At 35.5% G+C, this 22,284-nt stretch carries 8 protein-coding genes; 2 read left to right on the forward strand and 6 right to left on the reverse strand.

The window, feature by feature from the left end; genetic code table 11:
• Window positions 1-42 precede the first annotated feature (42 nt).
• A complete protein-coding gene (locus ACS8MM_RS11725; RefSeq protein WP_379717096.1) occupies window positions 43-1,317 on the forward strand; it encodes a Y-family DNA polymerase in 1,275 nt (424 codons plus the stop codon).
• Window positions 1,308-1,748, forward strand: coding sequence for a LexA family protein (locus ACS8MM_RS11730; RefSeq protein ID WP_379717099.1), 441 nt, complete (start codon window positions 1,308-1,310; stop codon window positions 1,746-1,748). The genes ACS8MM_RS11725 and ACS8MM_RS11730 overlap by 10 nt, the downstream gene beginning before the upstream one ends.
• Window positions 1,749-2,045: 297 nt before the next feature.
• On the opposite strand, the gene ACS8MM_RS11735 is transcribed toward ACS8MM_RS11730, so the two are convergent.
• From ACS8MM_RS11735 to ACS8MM_RS11760, 6 genes are all read right to left on the reverse strand, one after another.
• The gene (locus ACS8MM_RS11735; protein WP_379717102.1) at window positions 2,046-2,465 is read right to left on the reverse strand and encodes a hypothetical protein; all 420 of its coding nucleotides are present in this window, start codon (window positions 2,463-2,465) and stop codon (window positions 2,046-2,048) included.
• A gap of 404 nt (window positions 2,466-2,869) precedes the next feature.
• Complete coding sequence (locus tag ACS8MM_RS11740; protein ID WP_379717105.1) at window positions 2,870-7,621, reverse strand: lamin tail domain-containing protein; 4,752 nt, start codon at window positions 7,619-7,621, stop codon at window positions 2,870-2,872.
• A 93-nt stretch (window positions 7,622-7,714) separates the two neighbouring features.
• Window positions 7,715-8,689, reverse strand: coding sequence for a cell wall anchor protein (locus tag ACS8MM_RS11745; protein ID WP_379717108.1), 975 nt, complete (start codon window positions 8,687-8,689; stop codon window positions 7,715-7,717).
• Window positions 8,690-8,719: 30 nt separating this feature from the next.
• The gene (locus ACS8MM_RS11750) at window positions 8,720-10,228 is read right to left on the reverse strand and encodes a hypothetical protein (protein WP_379717111.1); all 1,509 of its coding nucleotides are present in this window, start codon (window positions 10,226-10,228) and stop codon (window positions 8,720-8,722) included.
• Between the two features lie 159 nt (window positions 10,229-10,387).
• The gene (locus ACS8MM_RS11755; RefSeq protein WP_379717114.1) at window positions 10,388-15,607 is read right to left on the reverse strand and encodes a hypothetical protein; all 5,220 of its coding nucleotides are present in this window, start codon (window positions 15,605-15,607) and stop codon (window positions 10,388-10,390) included.
• Between the two features lie 998 nt (window positions 15,608-16,605).
• Entirely contained in the window at window positions 16,606-22,284 is a 5,679-nt protein-coding gene (locus ACS8MM_RS11760) for a DUF6443 domain-containing protein (protein WP_379717117.1), read from the reverse strand.

Genomic DNA, 22,284 nt, shown 5'->3' on the forward strand with positions numbered 1-22,284 from the left:
TGTATACATCTTCCGACACGGCATATTGATTAATTTTACAACATGTATGCTTTAGTGGATTGCAATAATTTTTACGCGTCTTGTGAACGTGTTTTTCAACCCAAATTAATGGGCAAACCCATTGTGGTTTTATCCAACAACGACGGATGTATCATTTCCCGAAGCGATGAAGCCAAAGCACTAGGTATTCCTATGGGAGCACCCGAATTTAAAGTCCGCGAACTGCTAAAAGAGAAAAACATCACTGTTTTCTCATCCAACTACCCGCTCTATGGCGATTTAAGTAGCCGAGTTATGCAAATTTTAGGGCAATTCACGCCCAATATAGAAATTTACAGTATTGACGAAGCGTTTATGAACTTTGAAGGCATGAACATTGTTGATTATCTCACTTACGGATTACAGATAAAATCAAGAATTCAGCAATGGTTGGGCATACCTGTTTCGATTGGCTTTGCAGAAACCAAAGCATTATCCAAAGTGGCCAATAAAATTGCGCGCAAATTCCCGGAACGAACCAAAGGCTCCTATATCATCAATACAGAAGAAAGTCGCATCAAAGCATTAAAATGGACTAAAATTGAAGACGTTTGGGGAATCGGATATCGCACGACAAAGAAAGCACAGCTTCGCAATATCAAAACCGCTTATGATTTCACATTACCCGAACACGAAGGCTGGATTCGAAAAGAAATGGGTGTTATTGGGCTTCGCTTGAAACAAGAACTCGAAGGCAAGTCGGTTTTACCATTAGAACCCGTTTCGGAACAGAAAAAAAGCATTGCGGTTACTCGAAGTTTTCCAAAACAAATTGCCGATTTTGATTTACTCAAAGAGCGTGTATCGACCTTTGCAACAGTCTGTGCCGAAAAATTACGCAAACAGAAATCCTGTTGCCACACCATCATTGTCATGTTAGTGATTGACAAACATAAATATCCTTCGGACAAGTATTATTTTAACCAAGCGGTAACCTTACCATTTGCAACGAATTCGACATTAACAATTGCCAACGCAGCTATTGCCTTGTTACAACAAATGCTCGGTGGAAACAAAAGCATCCCTTTCAAAAAAGCGGGCGTAATAGTAACCAGTCTAATACCCGAAGACAGCAAACAATTCCATATGTTTGAAGATGAAAATCCGAAACATTTACAATTGATGGAAACCATCGACCATCTCAATGCGAAAATTGGCGGGCGTAAAATCAAATTAGGCAATCAGAACCTTGAAAAGACATGGGATATGAATCAAAACCATTTGTCCCAACGTTACACCACCAATTTTAAAGAAATTCTTGAAATCCAATGCCAATAAACAATTCCAACAAACTGACTTTTTTTACTCCTGATTTCGACAGCAACCAGCAGGTTCCTTATGAATCGGGCGGAGTTTCGGCAGGATTTCCTTCGCCTGCGGCCGATTTTAGCGAAAGTAATATCGACTTAAACAAAGAGTTATCCAAAAACCAATTGGCCACTTTTTACATCAAAGTCAATGGAAACTCGATGATTGATGCGGGGATTAACGACAAAGACATTTTGGTAGTAGATAGAAGCATTGAACCCAAAGACAATAAAATTGCGGTGTGCCTGGTAGATGGAGAATTTACCGTCAAACGCATCAAACTCGAAAAAGACTGTCTGTATCTACTTCCCGAAAACAAAGACTACCAACCTATAAAGCTTACAGCAGAAAACCAAATTAGCATTTGGGGCATCGTAACGTATGTGATTAAGGCGGTTTGATTGCTGACTTCTTAGACTTCTTAGATCTTTAGACTATTAGATTTTCAGATTGTTCGATTGTTCGATTGTTCGATTGTTCGATTGTTCGATTGTACAACTGCGGAAAATTTTGTAGCAAATCCATTTTCAAAAACGAAATTGCCACAAAATAAAACCCCAATAACACAATCGCCAATTAAATTAAAAGAATGACTAAATGCATTTTAGTCAAAGGCATAAAAAAACCACAACTTCTTACGGTTGTGGTTTGTACTATTTACAATTATTATAAACTTTAATGATTATTGACAAGGCATTTCAATCATATAAGATCATTTTTTTTAAAATAGTTATTTTGTCACCTTCAACATAAATCAAAAATTGCCAATAAATCGAATCTGGAATAAAAAAAACTGATTTATCGAGATTAGCATTATTATTCCCAGAATACAAATAAGCATCAAAATTTAAATGTCTTATTTTTTTGCTGTATTGCTTTGGCTTATATTCATCCAAGACCACATCAACTATGTAGTAGTTTTCACTTAATTTCTTAAACTTAAAATGGAATTTATCTTCTTTATGACCGCGTTTGGTAATCTTGTCATTTTTTAAAATCTTACCAATTATTTCTTTTGCATAATTTTCAAATACATTATCTGATGCAAATAATGATTTTGCTGATTTAAAAGAAATCAGAGTGAACATTAGAAATAATATTACTATGTTTTTTTTCATATATCTTATTTTTTCTTTTCAGTCATTTGTTGAAAAGTTCTGATAGCACAGGTTTACAACCCGTGCACATCCCATCACAAATCTAATTCCAAAACTTTTAACACAATTTGGTTGTTAATAAAAAAACCACAACTGTAAAAAGCTGTGATTTTGTTTTCCTCTCTTTGCGGGCACGATTACACCTGGGCATAGCGAACTGACGAAATAAATCCGCGCTATCGGGTTATATCAAAAATAATAAATCAGAATTCTTTTCTAATAAAAAAGCTACAACATTTCTGCTATAGCTTTTTGTTTGTATATTTCTCCAAGACAGGAAATCGAAGATTCGACGTAATCAGACTTAGCGGAGCTTGGTTTTACAGCTAAAATAAAAATTTAAAAGTTTACATTTTTATAATATATTAATGTGCAAACGACCCCATCGGCTGCTTAATAGCTCCTTCCGACAATATAAATATCAAAGCTGCTTTTACTGTCTTCGAAGGAGTATAATATACATCACTACCTACTTTGGTATTTACTCCAACTTCTGAATGTATACCAAGTCCTTTTGACCCAATACTAATACCTGTTGCATAAGCACTTCCACCTACACCTGCAGCATTCATAAATTTTAGTTCTGTATTAGCACTGGAATATGTTATTCCTGCATTTGGTCCTAAATTCAAGCTGTATTCAATATCTTCAAGGTATCCTTCACTATCGTATTTCGCGTTAATATCAAATAATTTTTGAGTACCGGTAACTTGCTCTGCAAAATTTGTAACATCAACCCTTCCAAGACCAAAAGGAGAAAAAGCAATCTCACTTTCACCAATGTTATTAGTTTGAGTAAGTGATCTATAATCCGACCATTTAAAATCAAAAAAATTACTTTTACTACTAACACCAGATACAGCTACAGCCTCCGTGTAATTCTTACCAGCTTCCCAAGTAAATTCTCCGGTTGAATAACTATAAGAAGTAATACTCCCATACAAACTAGATCCATAACCCACTCCCGGGTAATTATATTCAGCACCTAACCATTCAAAACCATCTAATTTACCAGTCATATCTAACCACATTACTTCTCCGGTTGGTTTTCCATTTGCATCTAAACGTCTATAAAAATCACTTGTATGACCCCCATCAGGATCAATAAGGCTGATTGGATTATTTCCCATTCCTAAGTAAGGCGAAAAGAACTCTCCTTTTGGATCCGGATTCAACCAACGACCAATACGTCCATCCCATAGACGAAGTTGGAAAGCTTCCATACCGGTTTCGCCGTCCAGTTCCTGACCTTGGTAAGCATAACGGTACACTCCGCTAACGTTGTCCTTTGACGGTAATTTTTCCCCAAAAGGATAGTAATCGGCGGTAAAAATTGCTACTATCGGGCTTCCTACCGGTTTTTTCACAATCGCCCTTACATTTCCTAAATGATCAGTTATCTGATAGTTCATATAATCTGTACCTGCAGTTGTCGATCTTGTATACACTCCTAAACGCGATAAACCATAAATAGGCATTTCATTTTGAACGATTGGGTTTGCTCCCACTTTGGTATAAACCGCCATAGTATTACCACTGAAATCCAATGCGTAATAGGTGGTACTTTGTAAAGTACCCGCCAATGAGTAACTTTCCTTTTTAACTCTTTGTCCACGTTCGTTGTAAAAGAATTTAACTTTGGTTTGGCCACTTTGTTTAACTTCAGTGATCAGACCCTGTGTATTGTATAGGTAATCTATGTTCTCACTGTTGTTTTTTATTAATTGACCTACACTGTTGTACACATAATTACCCGGATTTTGCATATCAATGTCGTAGTTTACTCCCGGGTTCACACCATCAGTAACATGATTTAATTGGTTATTGTTATTATACTTATAAGCCAAATCATCGATAACAGTTCCCGCTTCGTTTGTACGCTGCAGTTTTTCAATGTTACCATTGGCGTCATAAGTCAGATTTTTTTCTGCAAATTTATTGTTCGGTGTAATCGCACCAGCGGTATTAAAACTTCCATACGTGGCACTTTCCATCCAACCGTTGCGGTTATAATTATACATGTAAGCTGCTTTATCAACGGTTCCTGTCAAATTATTATTGCCCCAGCGTGCCGCTTTAATGTTACCGGTAAAATCCTGATTAGGACCCGTTATTGTTGGTGAAGATGCAATATTAGTATTGGCTCTTTGATAATCACCGTTGTGGTAATCCAAGATTAGACCAAAAACATCATTTGGATCATGTCCCGGGTCATCTGCCTGTGTCAGGTTGGGATGGTTGATGCTTTTTAACTGACCTCCTAGGGTATAAACATAATCGATTCCCTGTGCTCCCTGTGCAATATTCGTACGCTTTAACGCTCCAGTTGCATAATAACTGTACTCGGCATGGGTGACAGGCGCATCTGTTCCTTTGACTGTTTCCACCTTAATCAAAGCATTGTCGATGGTATTATAGGTATAAAGATGCATAAATTTTTCTCCCACCACATCCTTCTGGAAGATTACCTTGATTGGATTCCCTTTGTAATCATATTCATAATGAATGGTTTTGGTTCCTAGTCCGTCATTGTACTGCACCAACCATACAACACGTCCGTAAACATCATAATTGTACCAGGTTATGGCATTAAACAACGAACCTGATTTACTATAAGTCACCGCTACATTACCCGCCAGGTTTTCCTGTTTGTACGTTGATCCCACTAGCGTACCTAACTGCAAACTTGTAGGTATTTGATCTCCAGAGGTAATAGAGACATCGTAATTCAATGGATGATCATAAATTGTAAATATCTGCTCTGATTTTGAAAAGCCTATCACTAATGGTCCGTCTGTATCTGCTGAGGCTGCCGCCCAAATACCAAAGTTTCCTTTTATGATACCACTTTCAACAGGGCGTGCATACTCATCGTAATTCGTATAGGATACTTTTGAATCTGTTTGAAGGGCATTTTGTGAGTAGCGTATTTGCCCGTCACTACGATACGCAAATTTCGAAACTCCTTCATCCGGACTGCTTATTTCTTTGATTTGTCCCTGATTATTGTAGCTATACGTTGTAATATATGATATGGCTGCAGGTTGCATATGAAGTGGCACATCTTTTATGACCATATTAAACTCATATCCTTTTGGCTGCACCTTTTTAATTAATTGTCCTGTTTCGGTATATATGTTCAAGGTATAGTGATAATAGTTTACACTATAAGAAACTCCTAAAGCTCCTGCGTCATAAGTAATTGCTCCTCCACTTGGCGTTTGGTCGATATATATTTTAGGATCTGTAGTAGGAATAACATTAGATTCTATACGATATCCTTCTCCTGAAGGCAGACTGGAAGGAGTTGGAACAATTTGCATACCTGTCTTTAAGTTGAAAACTTTGTAATCGGAAACATTTCCAAGGAGTACTCCCGGAGGTGCATTCACAGGAATATGTACATCTATAAAACCTTGTGTACCAATAAGTGAATACACAGGGTAATTATTACTTTCTCCCGATCGAGCCGCTGCTAAGACTTTACCTTCCCCATCAGTAAAAACAACATTTTCCACACCGTTAGCATCTACACTTACCGATTTAAAAAATTTTGTTATGACTTCTTCCTTTCCACCAGTTATTGCCCCATTATAATAATTATAACCAAAAGCATAATACATTTCCTGAGCGGCTGGTACCGTATAACTGTACCCAGTTTTCCATTTTGGCTGACCTGAACCATCATCAATTTTGTTACCCCCTACTATATTGATCACATTCCCAGGATTCAGATCATCATCATAATTAATCTCAGAATAGGGTTGTTCAGCTGTAGCTTGATAGGCCTCAAGCATATTGTTGTTGCTATAGAAAGGTTCCAAATATTGTGAACGTATTGCACTATCCGATAAATATTTTACATTATTAAGCCCCTTACAGGTAGTTGTTGGGAAAGATTGCTTCCAATTACGTCCAAAATTATCATAAACCGTTTCACTTCCCCAAGTCAGGTTGTTTTGAAAATCCTTGTTTATTGAAACATGGGGTTTACCCAAATCATCAAAGTAGGTCTTGGATTGCCCTATAACTGATCCTGTCTTAATATCATAGACAACGCTTTCGGTCTGATTGTCATCATTAGGAGTATAAGTTGCGGTCATGTAAGGATCAATGGGTGCTAATGTAACACTCACCTGAGGTGAAGAAGCAGGTGATGCAGTAGCTATTGCAAACTGAAATGATTTATTAGCATAATATCCTTCTACGTTTGAACGGTAAATAGCCTGTTTGAATTCGTCATGTTGTTCTTTGATAGGATCCCCGTTACCATCAACTACTACAATGCCATTCAAATCCAATTGATTCACTAAACCGATTGGCCCGTTAAAAATATGTCCATCACCATTATCGATATTTATCGAAGATATTTTTGTTAAGTCAGTAGTTTGCGGGCCAACTGACAAGCCACCGTCTATTTGTGAATATACTACCTGATCGACCACTGTTCCAGTTGGTGCTACTAAAGTAACTTTATCACCTTCATTACACAACACCATTCGGTCCTGTATGATAATATCATTAACAGTAAAATTAGGCAAACTGTTTAATTCAGGAAACATCTCTATGAATTTAGCAGTCATCCCGATATAACTCGATGCCCCTTGATCGAGATAACCCTGAACCGGAAGTGGCATCCTGAAAGCATAAAACCCACTATAGATAATTAACTTATACCCTCCAGGTGCAATAATCATATCTGAATTATTAAAATTCTGGTGTAAAGTAAATTGTGTATGATTATCTTTAATGACCCAACCTGTTAAATCAATCGGGGTATTCGATGAATTGTATAATTCAATATATTCACCATAATGATGGTACCTTCCTTCAATGTTTTCAGAATATCGAGTATCAAAATAAATTTCTGAAATAACCACTTTACCAAATTCCTCACATGATGTACCACTCGAAACTGAACTTGTTAATACTGTTTTCGCTTCAAACTCTATACCTGTTGTTGAATTGGCTTCAAAACCTTGCTTCAAAAATATAGAATTAGGGTCCTGCACCGATCGGGAAATTCTGACCGGGGTATTTAAAATTGTCTGGGAAGTTGCCGTGAAACTTACCAATACTAATGCAAAGGTGATTAACTTGTTTAATTTATCTATCATACTCAGATGAAAACTTTATGCAGTCTTTCAAAAAAGACACAAATGATGACTATTCTTTATCGTTGATATCTTCCCTGTATTTTTAAAACAGGCTTATTTTTGTTTTTCTTCCAATTTTGCTTCTAACTCTTTGATACGCTTGTTCTGATCGATAACGTACAAGGTTAATTCTTCAATTTTCTGTAACAGCTTAATCTGGAACTCCCCTACATCTACTCCTTCTTTTTCCATTTCTTTAGCAGAAGCGATTTCAGGTAAATGTTTTTTTGCTTTAATATGTTTTTCAACTTCCTCCAATTTCGGAAGACCATAATCTTCTTCAAAAACGAAATCGGCGGTTGGAGTTGCTGTAACTTTAACTATTTTGGCTTCTATTTTCGCATTTACTACCATATTGTCACTAAATGACGATTTCCCTCGTACATCTAATTTAGCCTGTGGTGCATTTGTTCCAACTCCAATATCGCCATTTCCGGCAATCCTGAATCGTTCCGAAATACTCGCCCCATCATTTGTATAAAATCGAACCGAATTATTAGCAATACTTGTCCTAGGTGAAACAATTAAATCTCCAGCTAATCCCATTGAGGAATCACCCCAAGCAATTTGCCCTGGGATTTGTGAACTAACTCCCGATATTTTATTCGAAAAAAGTATTCCGGCACCTGTGTTATCACCTACATGTAAAAGCCCAAGAGGGACATCTGTACCTATACCCACATTACCATTAGATTCCGCTACAACTAATTTTCTCCAAGTGTCCCAACTTGACTGTAAAGGCAAAGCATTTCTGTAAAAAATACCGCCGTCATTAAAATTCAACTGATGGACTTTTCCTCCTGAATTGTCTGAATTGGTCCATTGGTTAATGGTTAGGTTTGCACTGTACGTTCCTGTTCCAGGCACACCAATTACGGATCTGAATTTAAAATCGGCTCTTATACCTCTGTCACTGAAATTAGGGAGATCGTTAGTATTTCTGGTATCGGCTACATCCAATTTAGTTGCTACTTGTGCATATAAAGACACACCACAAACCAAGAAACTTGCCAATATTATTCTTTTCATATTTATAACACCTGAAATCATTTTCTATTCTTATTTTCTTTTAGTTCTAAATTTATCTGAAGGGTTAAACTGTCTTATATCCAGAAGAATCTGAGATGCTTGTTCGGTTTCTCCCAATTCATTGTGAATTTCGTAGAGTAAATGGTACAACGGCTTTTTCTGGTTGAAACCCTCTTTTTCTTTTCTTGAAGCCAATTGGTAAACTTTACTCAATGAAGGATCCTGATTCACTATTTTATGAATCCCGATGTTCAACACCTCTTTTGCTTTTTGGATTTGGCCGGCCGATTTTAAAGCCGAAGCATAGCGGTACAACAGCATATTGACTAAACATACAGAATTGTTTTCAAATTGGTTTATCAAAGCTTCCAACATCGTTATGGCATCTGCTGATTTACCCTGAAGAATATAAATCTTGGTCAGTTTATCAATTACTTCTACTGTTGTTTTTTCAGTCAGGCTGAAGTTGGACAGTACTAGACCGCAAATCGAAATGGCATTACTTAGGGCTTCAGGATTTGTTTGTCCTTTTTCATGCGCTGTTTCAATTGCATCCACCACACCTAAGTAAGCGTAAACTGAATCTTTCTTTTGCGCAAACTTTTGTCTTTGGCTTATCAAGTCAAAATAGTTTCCATTTGCATATAACGCTCTTTTCAGATGAAACAAAGACAATGAGTCGGTTGGATCCAGATCAAATATTTGCTGCGATCTCTTTAATACAGCTATCTTATTCGTTTTGTCTTTTTCATTTAATAACCGTAGTAACTTTTTCTTTTGTTTGGTGATATGAAATTGTTGTTGTTGTTTTTCTCTTCCAACAAACAAAACAGTTCTTGGTTTAGCGTCTATCTTTTTAACCATTCCTTCCAGATCCTGATTGGATTTGGCCAATAGTTCTTTTTTAATCTTCTTACGATTTTGCGTCTTACGTTCAATGATAAGTTTTTTCGACTCTTTTGCAGACATTTTTACTGCAGCTCCTCTTTTTTGCTTTGATTTTTCTAATACGGAAAGGCCTTCCTGCAAATACTTTTTATTCCCTTCCAGAGCAATTCCTTTTTTCCAAAGTTTTTCCGCTTCCTCAAGTAATGATTGGGATATCTTGTGGTTCTTTTTGTACTCCTTTGCTTGTTTTTTATTGCCTTTTTCCAAACGCACTAAAGCTTTAGCCAAGCGATCACAGAATACCGCCTTAGCTACGTTTTTCTTCATCCCGGCTTTAAAAAGTTCTACGCTTGCTAAATGATTACATCGTACACCATATACATTACTAAGTGAATCGTAAAACTGTATATAAGCAGGCGCCAGCTTAACACACTGTAAGTAAAGCTCTTCTGCTTTTGCAAATTCTTTTTTATAAAAATGCTCTTTTGCATTTTTAGCGATTAGTTGTGCCTTTTGCAAATCATTAGCTCCCTCAGGAATATTCAGGTTGAATAATCCATTTACGGCTTCTACCTGATGTACAGGTAAAACCGTCGCTAAAAATCCTAATGATGTTAATTTAATAAAATCTTTCCTTGTGAAGTGACTCATATAAGATTTAAAGATAAAGGAAAGAAAAGGAGAAGAGCTGTATATTTAAAAACAACCACAACAACATCCACTGTTACGCTTCACCATTCGGTTTGAAATCTCCTCCTTACGCTTCCAAAATTACTATTTCTTTTTATTTTTCAAAAACTATTTTACGTTTTATAAATATTTATATTTCATTTTATTTTCTTTGGTTAACTTAAAGCCACCCGTTAACATGTTTGCTGGATCATCGAACACTTCCATGTACGTTTTAACCAGGCGTCCTGCTGCATCGTATTCAAAGCGTGTTGCCAAACCATTGTTCCCTACTATATGGGACAGTTCATCCCACTGGTTATAAACATAACCTGCAATACTGGTAGCCAAAGGACGTAACATTACATCATCGTAAACTACCGTTGCACTAGACGCGGAAAGTAAATGAACTTTAATGTCAGCTACAGTAAGATCAAGATAATGTGTTTTTAAAATCCAATCACCTGCCTGTTTGGTCTCTCCGTTAAAATTATACGTTACCCCATCATAATTTATACGGGCTTCCTGTGCATTATTCTTATGAACCCAAACATTCAATTTATACTTACCCGCTTTATGCTGGTTCGCTTTTAAATATATAGTAAGCGCTGTTGCATCAGTTACACTCGCGCTGTATGACCCTGTGTGTGCCAAAACATTGGAACGCAAAGCTCCATTTGACTTGATTCCAGGGTCCAGCCACTGACTTCCGCTTTTCAAATTCTCCATACCGGAATAAAACAACTCATTGTACTTGGCATTACCTACAGTAGTGATTTTTGTATCGTTGTCACCCATTTTTGTTGCCGCATGGTTCTTGTTGATATCTTTCGCTTCTAACATCATAGAGTAATGATCATATTTGGTAACTTCTGATATTTGTTTCCATTTGGAAGACTGCGAGCCTACTCCAACTGTCCAATCAAAACCATCATCGGTAGCGCTATCAAAGTGCTGAAAAATCCCCCTGTCTCTTACACCATTCCAAACAAAAGTTTTGTGTTTACGCCATACTTTTTCTTTGTCTAACGTTGGCGTGTTTAAATTGCCCTCGATATCCTGATACGTCCATTCGTTGTTCCATGTCGTGATACCCACACCCGTTTCTTTCCAGGGTTTACTTGCATCTGCCGGATCATAAATATAAGAATACTCAGCAGCCTTTTGAGACAACATATTGCGATTATTAGGATTATCGACCTTGGATCTCATTGGACTATACTTCGAATATGCAGGAACAAACCTTTTCTTAAACACCTTTCCATCACTTGCCATTATTCTGGTTTCTGCCACTTCTCCTGTCAAGAAATCATATTTATCATAATAAACTGTATTAGTCGATCCAGGTAATGTCGTTGTAGAAGAAACTAGTCTACTCGGAAACTTTACTTTACTGATTGATGAAAACAGATACATTGGTCTCACTCGAACATATGAATATTGACCAGATACTAATTGATCTGTATCTTCCCGTATAATAGTTTTAAAAGTCTCTTGAGATATTCCATTATCAATTTCATTATTGGTAAATTCTTTATAATTATTCACGACACTTTTTAAAAGCTGATTTTTGTTATTATATGAATGTACCGAGATTAGATTTCCAATATTCGATAATCTGTCATACAAGGTAATCTTGTCATAACTGATTTGTCTACCATACTGTCCCGAAGTTGGAGGGATTCTATTTGAATCTTCATGAACTATTGCATAAGAATCACCTAAATAACTACTCAAATTTACGCTATAGTCTCGTAAATATAATCCATCTAAAGTTTTAAATTTGTAAATCGTTTTATTCAAAACTTCTGAACGATTTTTAACAGAAACCGAAACATATCCGTAAATAACGTTGGGTGACGGAATTTCTTCAATACCAAATATTTTCACTGACTCATAAGATGCATCAAAAGGTTCATAAGAAGTTATTCCTGATATTCGATTATTTTTAGGATTACGATAATCATATTCTGTCGTAATAATTTCCCCGATTTCATTAGTTGAAACAATTACTTTTTTCACTCTTATACCCCCTCCTTTTTTACCATTTAAACCAAAATTTTCCAAATGTGGTTTCCTTCTTTTGAAAATAGTAAAAGCCTTAACAACTTCGTTTGGTCCTCCATCAGGTATTACTATTGCACTACTACCCGACATCATCGACAATGTATATTGGGGACCATAAAAAGCTCTATTGTGGATACTTTGATCTGTTTTTGTATTAATTTTAAAAACAACTTTCTTATTTACATTATCAACTTCCTCTACGGTATAAGAATTATATTCGCTAAGTGGTTTAGCATAATAATATGGTGTTTTTTGAAAAAACCTAAATCCAAAAAAAGTTTCATCTCCAACTTCAAATATGTTATCTAAATTAGGTGTATATTCTTGATTATGTGCTGACCCGATTTTCACCGTTATATAATCACCGCTGATCGAAAATTGCGTATACTGTGGATATAAATTATTTCGGGCAAAATCACAACCAATAGTATACATAGAAGGTTGACGCAATGCTGCTTCTTCTATAAATGAATCAGCTTCATATTCAATATTTATTTTACCTCCTGTCGGTGTGATAATTTCACCAAGACTCCATGCATCAGGATTATCTTTTACATGACCCCAGACATCATAATTATTTGCATTATAAGGAGTAGTACTTTTTAAATAATTAAACTTATATGGAGGCAAAATTTTAATATTATTCTTGCCGTTTAATTCAACACTTCTCAATGCTAATCTCCCTGCACTTCCATTTGGAAGATTACTACCCAAACTATAGTCATAATTAAAATTAATCACTTTAGATGCTTTACCGGCTAAATCATATCCATTAGATTGATTTAACCTGGAAATATCCGCACTTTCTAGAACGTTCTGATCAGTATTTATGTTGGATTTCCTAACATCAAAAGGGTCTTTTCTCCATATTGAATAAGCAAATTGGGATGCACCGTCTTTAAATCCATAATCAAAATAGGTATACCCTGTTTTTTTACTCATCCCTTGATATAGATTTTTTTGAACTCCGTTTACATCCGTATTTTTTAATAATAAAATCCTATCTAGTTTTAATGAGTAATTTTCAGGCAAATTAACATATCTATAACTTTCATGCCTATAATCACCTTGCTCATTAAAACTTCTCCAATGTCCATTTACATCATTATCACCATTCACTCCATAATAAGAACCTATTTCATTTTTCTTGTATAGTTTATCCGCATATTTTTCTGTTATACTTCTAGGTATCGGTCCTGAACTATAACTCCCATTTCCCTTTTGAATAATAGAACTTTTATCATCATTTCTTATAGACTTTAAAAACAAAGCCGAATGGGTTCTCGTTTTAATTTTATCCAGATAATAAACTTCTTTACGCCCCCAATAATAAAAATAACCTATAGGAGCACTACCCAAATATTTAATATCAGCTTTACCTCCTACTTTGGGTGAACGCCAACCGTAACCATCAGACCATTTCCCATAATCAAACTGAACCCAATAACCATAATCACTTTCATCTACAGCATTATTATTATTAACATCAACATAATCAGGTCCGGTTATTGCGGTTAACAACCAATGAGTAGCGTAGGGATTTTTTTTAACTGCTTCAAAGAACTTTTCATTTTCGTCATTCGCATTTTTATAATTTTTCTGAACTTCTTCCATACTATAAACCGGTAGCGAATAATGATAAACTTTACCATCTAATCCCGTTACCCTATAAGCCCCTATACCATCAGGAGACATATTTTTATACGAATTCCTATCATATCCTTGAACTTCTAGAAAGTAACCATTAGTATTGCCATTTACTATTTCAGTATTTGTAAAAGCCTCAATAAAGTTACCATCTCTTTTTCTCTCGTTTGTTTTTTTTAGATTTCCATCGTTATCATAAAGGGAAGAAAAATTAGTATCATTATCTGTTATAATTTTGCTAATTAAATTCGCCTCATTTCCAATAGGCATATAAATATTTGTGTCTACAGGGGCGCCATTATAAAAAGCATGCAAATCAATTGCACTATCTAAAGATTTAAAAGTTCCTTTTTGTGTTCTTAAGAAAGAGGAATTTACATTATCAAAATAAAAGAAGATTTTATTATTTAATTTATAATTGGAATCACTAGGGCTGGAAGGAGTTGTAAGGAAGCAAGAACGTCTATATTCATTTTCTCCGGATGAACTATACAACAAAATCTCATCAAATATCTTAGGAGAAAATACCCCACCTATTCCTTGTCCTGAAATTGAATAATTATCATAATTAGGCAAAGTCAAAGCTCTCTCTATAAAAGTTGGACTACCCATGTTCTCAGATTGACTTCCATCGAAAATGAATCTTTTAACATCCATATAATGTCTTCCATCTTGTGTATATCCATTTTCTTTTTTTGAATCAAACAAATTAAGTGTTCCTGAAACATATTCGTTATTAAGTTTAAACAATGAATATGTTACATTTGTGTGTTGGTAACTTACCCAAAAAAGACCTGCATTTAAGTTAAAACCATCGTTTGACACTTTGTAATAAAAATCTCCTTTCGAAAGATTCATCTGAGAGCTATTAATACTAGCAGGACCAACTCCTACACTGTTATTCTTTGAATCAAAAGATACACCCAAAGCGGAGAACTTACTTGCTTTTCCTGTTTCAGGATCGAAATCCATTGAGAAACCACCATAACTAGCCCCAATACTTTTTCCAGATTCAGTTTCTGTATATTTTAAACCAAACACAGTAAATCCTCCATTGCCCTCGGTATCCATATACATAGAAGCTCCGCCGGCACCTATACCAATTCCTACATAACCATCGGTATCAGCAGTCATAGTCATTCCCATATATCCAACTGTACCACCCCACGCCTGATGAGCTCCCCAAGACCTACTAATCCCTATAGTTATACCATTTGGCAAAGTACCTCCAATCCCAAAATTGTAGTAATCTAAAGTTTCTCCCCTGTCATATGCCAACTTACTTACTCTCGATTTACTCCAATCATCCGGAACTCCATTAACTGAACGATTTATCGCTCCTGGATTTAAAGACCATCCCAATCCAACCCATGAAGCCTCCTGATCCATAGCAATCCCAGCATGATACGACAACGCTAACGGATAACCACCTTCCGGACTTGGAACATTGATTAATGGCAACACGTAAGACATATCACCTGTTGCCAAATTAACCATATCCGTAGCGTCTACAGGCTCAAAACTAGTTGCCTCAGGTGCCGCTGGCCCATTATTATTTGCATATAAACTTTGTGGTACTAACGTTGGAAAGAATATCAATAAAAAGAACGTAGCAATGGCCCGTTGAAATCTTGAATTTGGTTTCATTTTATGGTATAATCGTAATGAGGTTCTTTATAATTTTGCTAAGAAATAATTCAAATTAGTTCCAGTTGTAAGACACAAAACCCAAATAGACAGTTTCAAACTATCTTTATTAGATAATTTACTTCTACTATTGGCATTGTAATAGAGTTACTAATATTAAATTTATTTTGTGGCGAAAATAACTGTTAAAGTTTTTTTTAACAAATTCTTTTGAAAATAATTTCAAAAAAATCGACTTTCAATTTGTGAAAAATGTCAATCATCATTTTCCGAATGAAAATTCCTATAATTGATTTACTGAATCCAGCATAATTCTATGATTACAGCAACAAAACACCGAGTGGATAAATTTTGTGGCAAAAAGATTTCCGGAAATGAAATTGCCACACTTTTTGTGGCAAAAAGGTTTTTCAAAACGAAATTGCCACAACTTTTTGGCAGCAGAAATTTTTTTTTTGCCTGGAATTTTGGCTACAACAATAAAACCGAATAAAAAAAAGCAGCATCTTATAAAAAAATAAGACACTGCTTTGTATTTTAAACTCTCAAGATAAATTCCTGTCTAGTTTCAGGTATTAATTCCTTAATTTGTTTATAGCTTCGTAGATCATTTCATTGTAAAATACAATTAACTTTTAATCACTGTAAGCAAACATTGTAAAAAAGAACATTGTAAGAAATATATAGATCATATTAAAAAAGGAATCTTCCCATAAACTATTTTCCCTATGCCAAAAAGTATCTTCGATGTCCCTCTCATAAAACACATTGAATATCCAATTTAAGATATAAAATAAGCACTGCGAAAGAAAAGGAACCATAAACATTTTTGAAATTACCGGATGCCCTAAGAAGCCAGATAAACCAATCAAGAGCAAAATAGAATTCACAATTATTAATATTGTCTTGATTTTTTTATTTAACAACAGTGATCTCTTAAAAAAAAATATGAGAAGGACATACTGTGACGATATCAATAAAAAAGCTTCCATAATCTGTTAATCAAATTTTTTGTAAAACGAATCAAACGCTCCGGCTCCATCCAGAACCCCTAAAGCAATTGAAACACCCGGACCAACCACAGGTATTGCACCGCTTAAGGTAATTAAAGCTGCCCCTCCAAGCCTTGCATAGTCTGAACCGGATTTAGCGCTAAGGGCAAAATCTCCTAACGCAGTCACTACACCTACACCGGCAAAAACTTTACCTGTTGACTTCGCTAAATCTCCTGCACCTTTAGAAAATTTGGCTAGCGTTGTATAACCTTCAATATAGCCTTCTCCTAATGTCCCGGCAAAACCTATTGCACCTAGATGGTCAGCATTTGAATAACCTTTATCGTTGTATTCCTGTCCATCCAAAAAGATACTGCCTCCAATCAATCCATCTCCGAAATCGTTGATTCTTGAATAAGCCTTATCAATTTGCTTAAAAATTGCATTATAGTAATAGCTGTCCGTTTGACTAAACTTCATCCCTCTAGAGCTACTAAAAGTCGCAGTTATCGATATTTCATCCAATTCATAGCTGTAATTCCCCGAATTCATAACGTGGTCTGCATAATTCTCTACCCCTTGTTTAGGATTATTCGCCATGTAATTCATAAACATATCAATTTCCGCAGGATTATTTATAACTATATGACCTGCTGAATTAATTTCATATTCACCATTAGGATCGATATAAACATTTGGATTATTGAATGCATACCTGTAAGGTGTCCAGTTAAAGGCCTTTTGTGCCAAAGGATCAAAACTTGTCCAACGTCCCACAGCAGGATCATAGTTTCTGGATCCAAAATCATATGTATTTAAGCTTAACTCGCTTTCATGTTCCTTTCCTGTAAGTTTAAATTTATTTGCTGTGACATTACCGAAACCGCTAACAATATTATTATAACCTTCATGTTTCAAACCAAAAGGATAGTAATTGTTTTCCTCAACAATTTCGTTTGTTGGATTTACACGTCGTATACTTACATTGTCAAACCAAACTGTCCCATTTCCATTTCCATTGTCTATACGTAAATTCAATTTGGTAATATTTGCCGGAACCGTTACTCTTTTCTCAACATACACCCAACGGTTTTTTTCATCAGTTCTTACATATTCAACATTTGTATAATAATTTGTTTCCGTAGACGTATTTTCAAATAAAAACATTTGTGCGAAAGGGCCGTTGCTATAAATCCATCCTGAGAAAATATAATCTGTTGGCTGTGTATTACTTATGGCCACCCAATTATTGTTATGAACAGCTTTTACACCAGCTGATAATTTTTCGACCTTACCAGACAGGTTTCCTGAACGTTTCTTATTGTTATCATATCCGCTTATGGCTGTTCCCCATGAAAATCCTTGGTTATCCCAACCACTGGCTGTTTCAAAACCATCGAAGAATATTTCGGTGGTTGCCCTAGTAACAATACCATCATTATTTACATCTTTGTATGATAATCTTACATTGCCAACATTATCTTTATATTGGAAAACATACGAAAATTTGTCGCCTACTGCATTACCGTCATATGCCACATATCCCTCAGACTGCTGGAAAAATTCTAAAATATTATTTTTATAAACAGCTCCTCCATTATAATGGATAGTTGTAATTGTATTTGCTAAAGGCGTTCCAACCGGCTCATACACTTTCTTTTCAATTCTGGAACCCAAAGCATTGTATTTATACGTAATCACCCTGGGATTTGCTGTCCCGGTATCAGCATTGTTAAATACAATTTTTGTAGGCAGATTCAAATGATTATATTCTATCGTTGTAATCCCTTTGTTTTTATCAAATATCAAATTCCCATTTTCATCATAATCATAATCATCATCAACCGTGTTTCCGTCTTTAAATCCACGTTCTCCCCAAGATGTCTGGCGATAACTATCATCAACCGAAATCAATTGATTGCCTTTGTAGGTGTAATCCAAGTAATCGATAGTTTCAATTACTGAAGGATTAGTTAGACTTTGACCATTCCTATACATATCAAGGATATTTCCGTTCCGGTCATACCCTGACACTCCTTCATTAAATTTCCCCATATTACTGTTAGCATTCTCAACAAAATTAGCCAGCTTGAGACGGTCTAAATGATCATATTCATAATAATATGATTTAAGAGAAGATGAGTGATTATCACTTCTCCATGAAACAGCACTGATGTTACCATTAAACAAAGATTTACCTAAATTACCTCCCAAAAATTGGGAACTGCCATTTTGCTCCTGATGAAAATACTGCATTGCAAACAAATCATTTTTCATTTCGGACACATCGTTTATTTCTTTCAACCAACCACGGACATTGTAACTAAAATCAATTTTCTGAAGCCCTTGCTCCCCGGTCAGTATAGTTTTTCCTCCTACGTTTTTTGAAACCAGTCTTCCTAATTCATCATAGTTATTTTTGAACAATAATTGTTCTGCCTGGTTATCAATTTTTTGCCTTTGGGATATTATTCTTCCTGCATGATCATATGAAAACACATCTTTTATAGTTGTTTGAAAAGTCCCTTTTAACTGTGTCGATTCCGTTTCAAGTACATTACCCACAAAGTCCAGTTTCATTTTCATCTTATCAACAACATTTAAATAATTGTTGTTTGTTGCTATCAAAATTGCTCTTGCTTTGTTATCATAGTAAGTAACAGAAGTGCTCCATGAACTCGTACCTAAAATCTTAACTTTTGTCCCTGTTGGTAAAGATTTCACATTAGTTGCAGGACTAACCTCAAAAGAAATTTCAGGAACCAAGCCTACAGTATCAAAAACATAATCGTCATAGTAATTGATATTTAATATTTCAGTATTTGCTGAAGGGAACGAATTATTGCTATAATAAACAGATGCTGAAGGTGATCCTACATTTAATGCCGTCGAATTTTTAACTTCAGACCATGTACCCACTACCTGACTATCAACTATCTGTTGAACGGCATCTCTACTTTGTCCAGTATTTGGATTTGTCCAAATCCCGGAATAAACAGTTCTATTAAAAACATCATACTTAACAAAAAGCCATTTGTCTTGTTTACGGAGATTTCCGTCTTGTGTTAAGACTGGTCTGTCCAATTTGTCATAAACAATAAACTCAGTTTCCTTACCCGGTAATTTCCTTTCAATTTGCCTGTTTTTATTATCATACTTATACTGAAAAGCCAGCTCATCAAGTATTGCAGGAGTAATCGTGATACCTAAATTAGTTGAAAGGGTACCCAGATCGATATCAAAATAAAAATGAATTCCGTTATCGATTATGGCATTGCTCCCGCTAAAGTAAATATCTCCGTTTTGAACATAAGCGGTATATCCTGAAGGAGTCTGCACTCCGTTTACAAAGGTATAAACAGTCCCTAACTGCATGTCAGGAAGCGGCGGATCAAAATTGAGGTCAATTGCAGGGCTGACAGTATTTAAAGGCACATTAGGCCCGTCTCCGAAATTATCAAAATAACCTGACAATCTGCCGTTATGCAAAGCTACTACAAGTTCATTTCCTGAATTGTTTGTATAACCGGAAGTAAAAGGAGAAGCTATATTGTAGTCTTCATAGTATTGGTTGTTCCATATCTGTTGGTTGTTGGGATATGTGTTAACCATTGGGGGAAGGGCAAATGATAAATTACCATAATCATCATAAACGCTATAAGTATCATGCCATTTTCCGTCATTAACTTCCCTTTTCAATACAACGCGCCCTAATTTATCTTTAAATTCAGTTGATGTATTATTAAGTAAATTAGCTTGTATTGGTTTCCAGTTCTCATTTTTCACAACAGATTTAGTCAATTCAAAATCATTATAATAACCAGCATCAATCAGTGAGGAAATATTCGAAGAATTAATAGAAACATTATAAAGCTTTACTTTATCAGCTGCCGTATTTAATTCATATTCCATTTTGACAGTATTGTCCAAATCACTGGTTGGGTCTATTTTCCAATCATTACCAGGATATCCAACTTCCAGAACCTTATCTAAAGACGAAGCTTCATATCTTATTTCGTTAAAGGGATTTAAAGTATTTTCAAATTTTGGTGTATTGTAAAATGCATTCAGATCTGTTGAAGGACTCGAATATATCTGCTCTGATGAAGTATGCTGTGATGCATAAGGAAGAAACTCTTTTGATTTACGGCTAATTCCTCCATACTCAAAATAAGTAACTAAATCAGGAATATCATAATTATTCAATATCCCCTTAAGAGTTGATTCAGATCCATCGATGGCTTGCAATGTTGGATTATAAAAGTATTGTACAGCATTAGTATCGGTTACATAATACATATAATTCCTAAAATGTGCAGATGTTACGCCTGCATTCCATTTAAATTCTTTACCGTTTATGATTTTATTCCCCTGCATATCATACAAACCGCTTTTACCGGTATCACTCCCTACATAATCAGAGGGATGGATGTATCCAACAAGTAAATACCATTTATCTAATGCCGGCAGACTTCCTGCCCAGAAATAAGGATTATTGTCAGGCGTACCGTCAAGATTCTGAACATTCCCTGTCCCGTGGTGGGCATAACCATTCAAACTGTTTTTACGTTTAATCCATACACAATATTGGTATGCTTTTTTATGATCTATTTGTATCGGCGAAGTGTTCCATCCACCGTCAGCATCACTTTCAACATCACTTCCACATCTCCAAACCTTATCAATTTGACCAAAAGGAGTAACTTCATTTATCCTATTGTTTTCTGCTGTTGTACCGTTTGCAGTAAAAATACCTGTAGATCCTGACCCTAATGTCCAAATACTCTTCCAATCAATAATATTTGTCTTAGCTTTATCTTTATTTCCTTGCCCTACTTGTATCTTTTGCTTTTCTCTTCCCAAGCCATCATAATACTTTAAAGTGGTTTGCTTATTTTCTTTGTTTATCAACAAGCTTTTGGCAAAATTCATCGAACATCCCACAGGCGATTGCGGGATGGTTTCCGTTGCATAAAATACTAACCAGTTATTTTCAATTTTAGCTCTGTAAACCGTTCGCTCATCAAGGTTACTATTAATAGGCCCAAGATCTATATTCGGCAAAGTTGACGTACTTAGATACATTATCTGGCCGGTTTTCAGATTACAGGTAGAAGACCAACCGCCACTCAAATAAAGTCGTATCGAATTATTTGCTATAGTAACCGAACCTCCGGAACCACCACCGCCTGATGGCGTGCACGCATACAGGTTAGGCAAATTAGTACTATAATTTACACCAGGCGCGTTTATCGGATACGTATTATCACACTTTACCCCGTCTAAAAAATAAGGCGAGTAAAAAAATAGATTATTATCTTTAATTTTTGCGTAATAACCTGTTGGAATTGAAGTGGTACTGTGATTGATAGGCCCTAAATCGATATTAGGCAATTTAGGTGATGTATTAAGATATTTAATCACTCCTGATTTCATCCTTTGAGCCGACCAGGAACCGCTAAAATTAACTTCCAGTATATTATCAGTAATTTTTAATACTCCACTTCCTCCGCCACCTCCGTTTAGAATAAAATCGGATGTCGTTAAATTTTGGGAAAAATTGACATAGCTCCCCTTATATTCATCTCTATAATTAGTTGTTTTAAGATAATTCTCTGATTTGGTTTGGGCAAAACCAAATATTGGCAATAGTATTAGAACGTATATTATTGTTTTAAACAT

Origin of the sequence: Flavobacterium sp. MAHUQ-57 (assembly GCF_051908335.1) — a bacterium.
In the GTDB taxonomy this organism is placed as follows: domain Bacteria; phylum Bacteroidota; class Bacteroidia; order Flavobacteriales; family Flavobacteriaceae; genus Flavobacterium.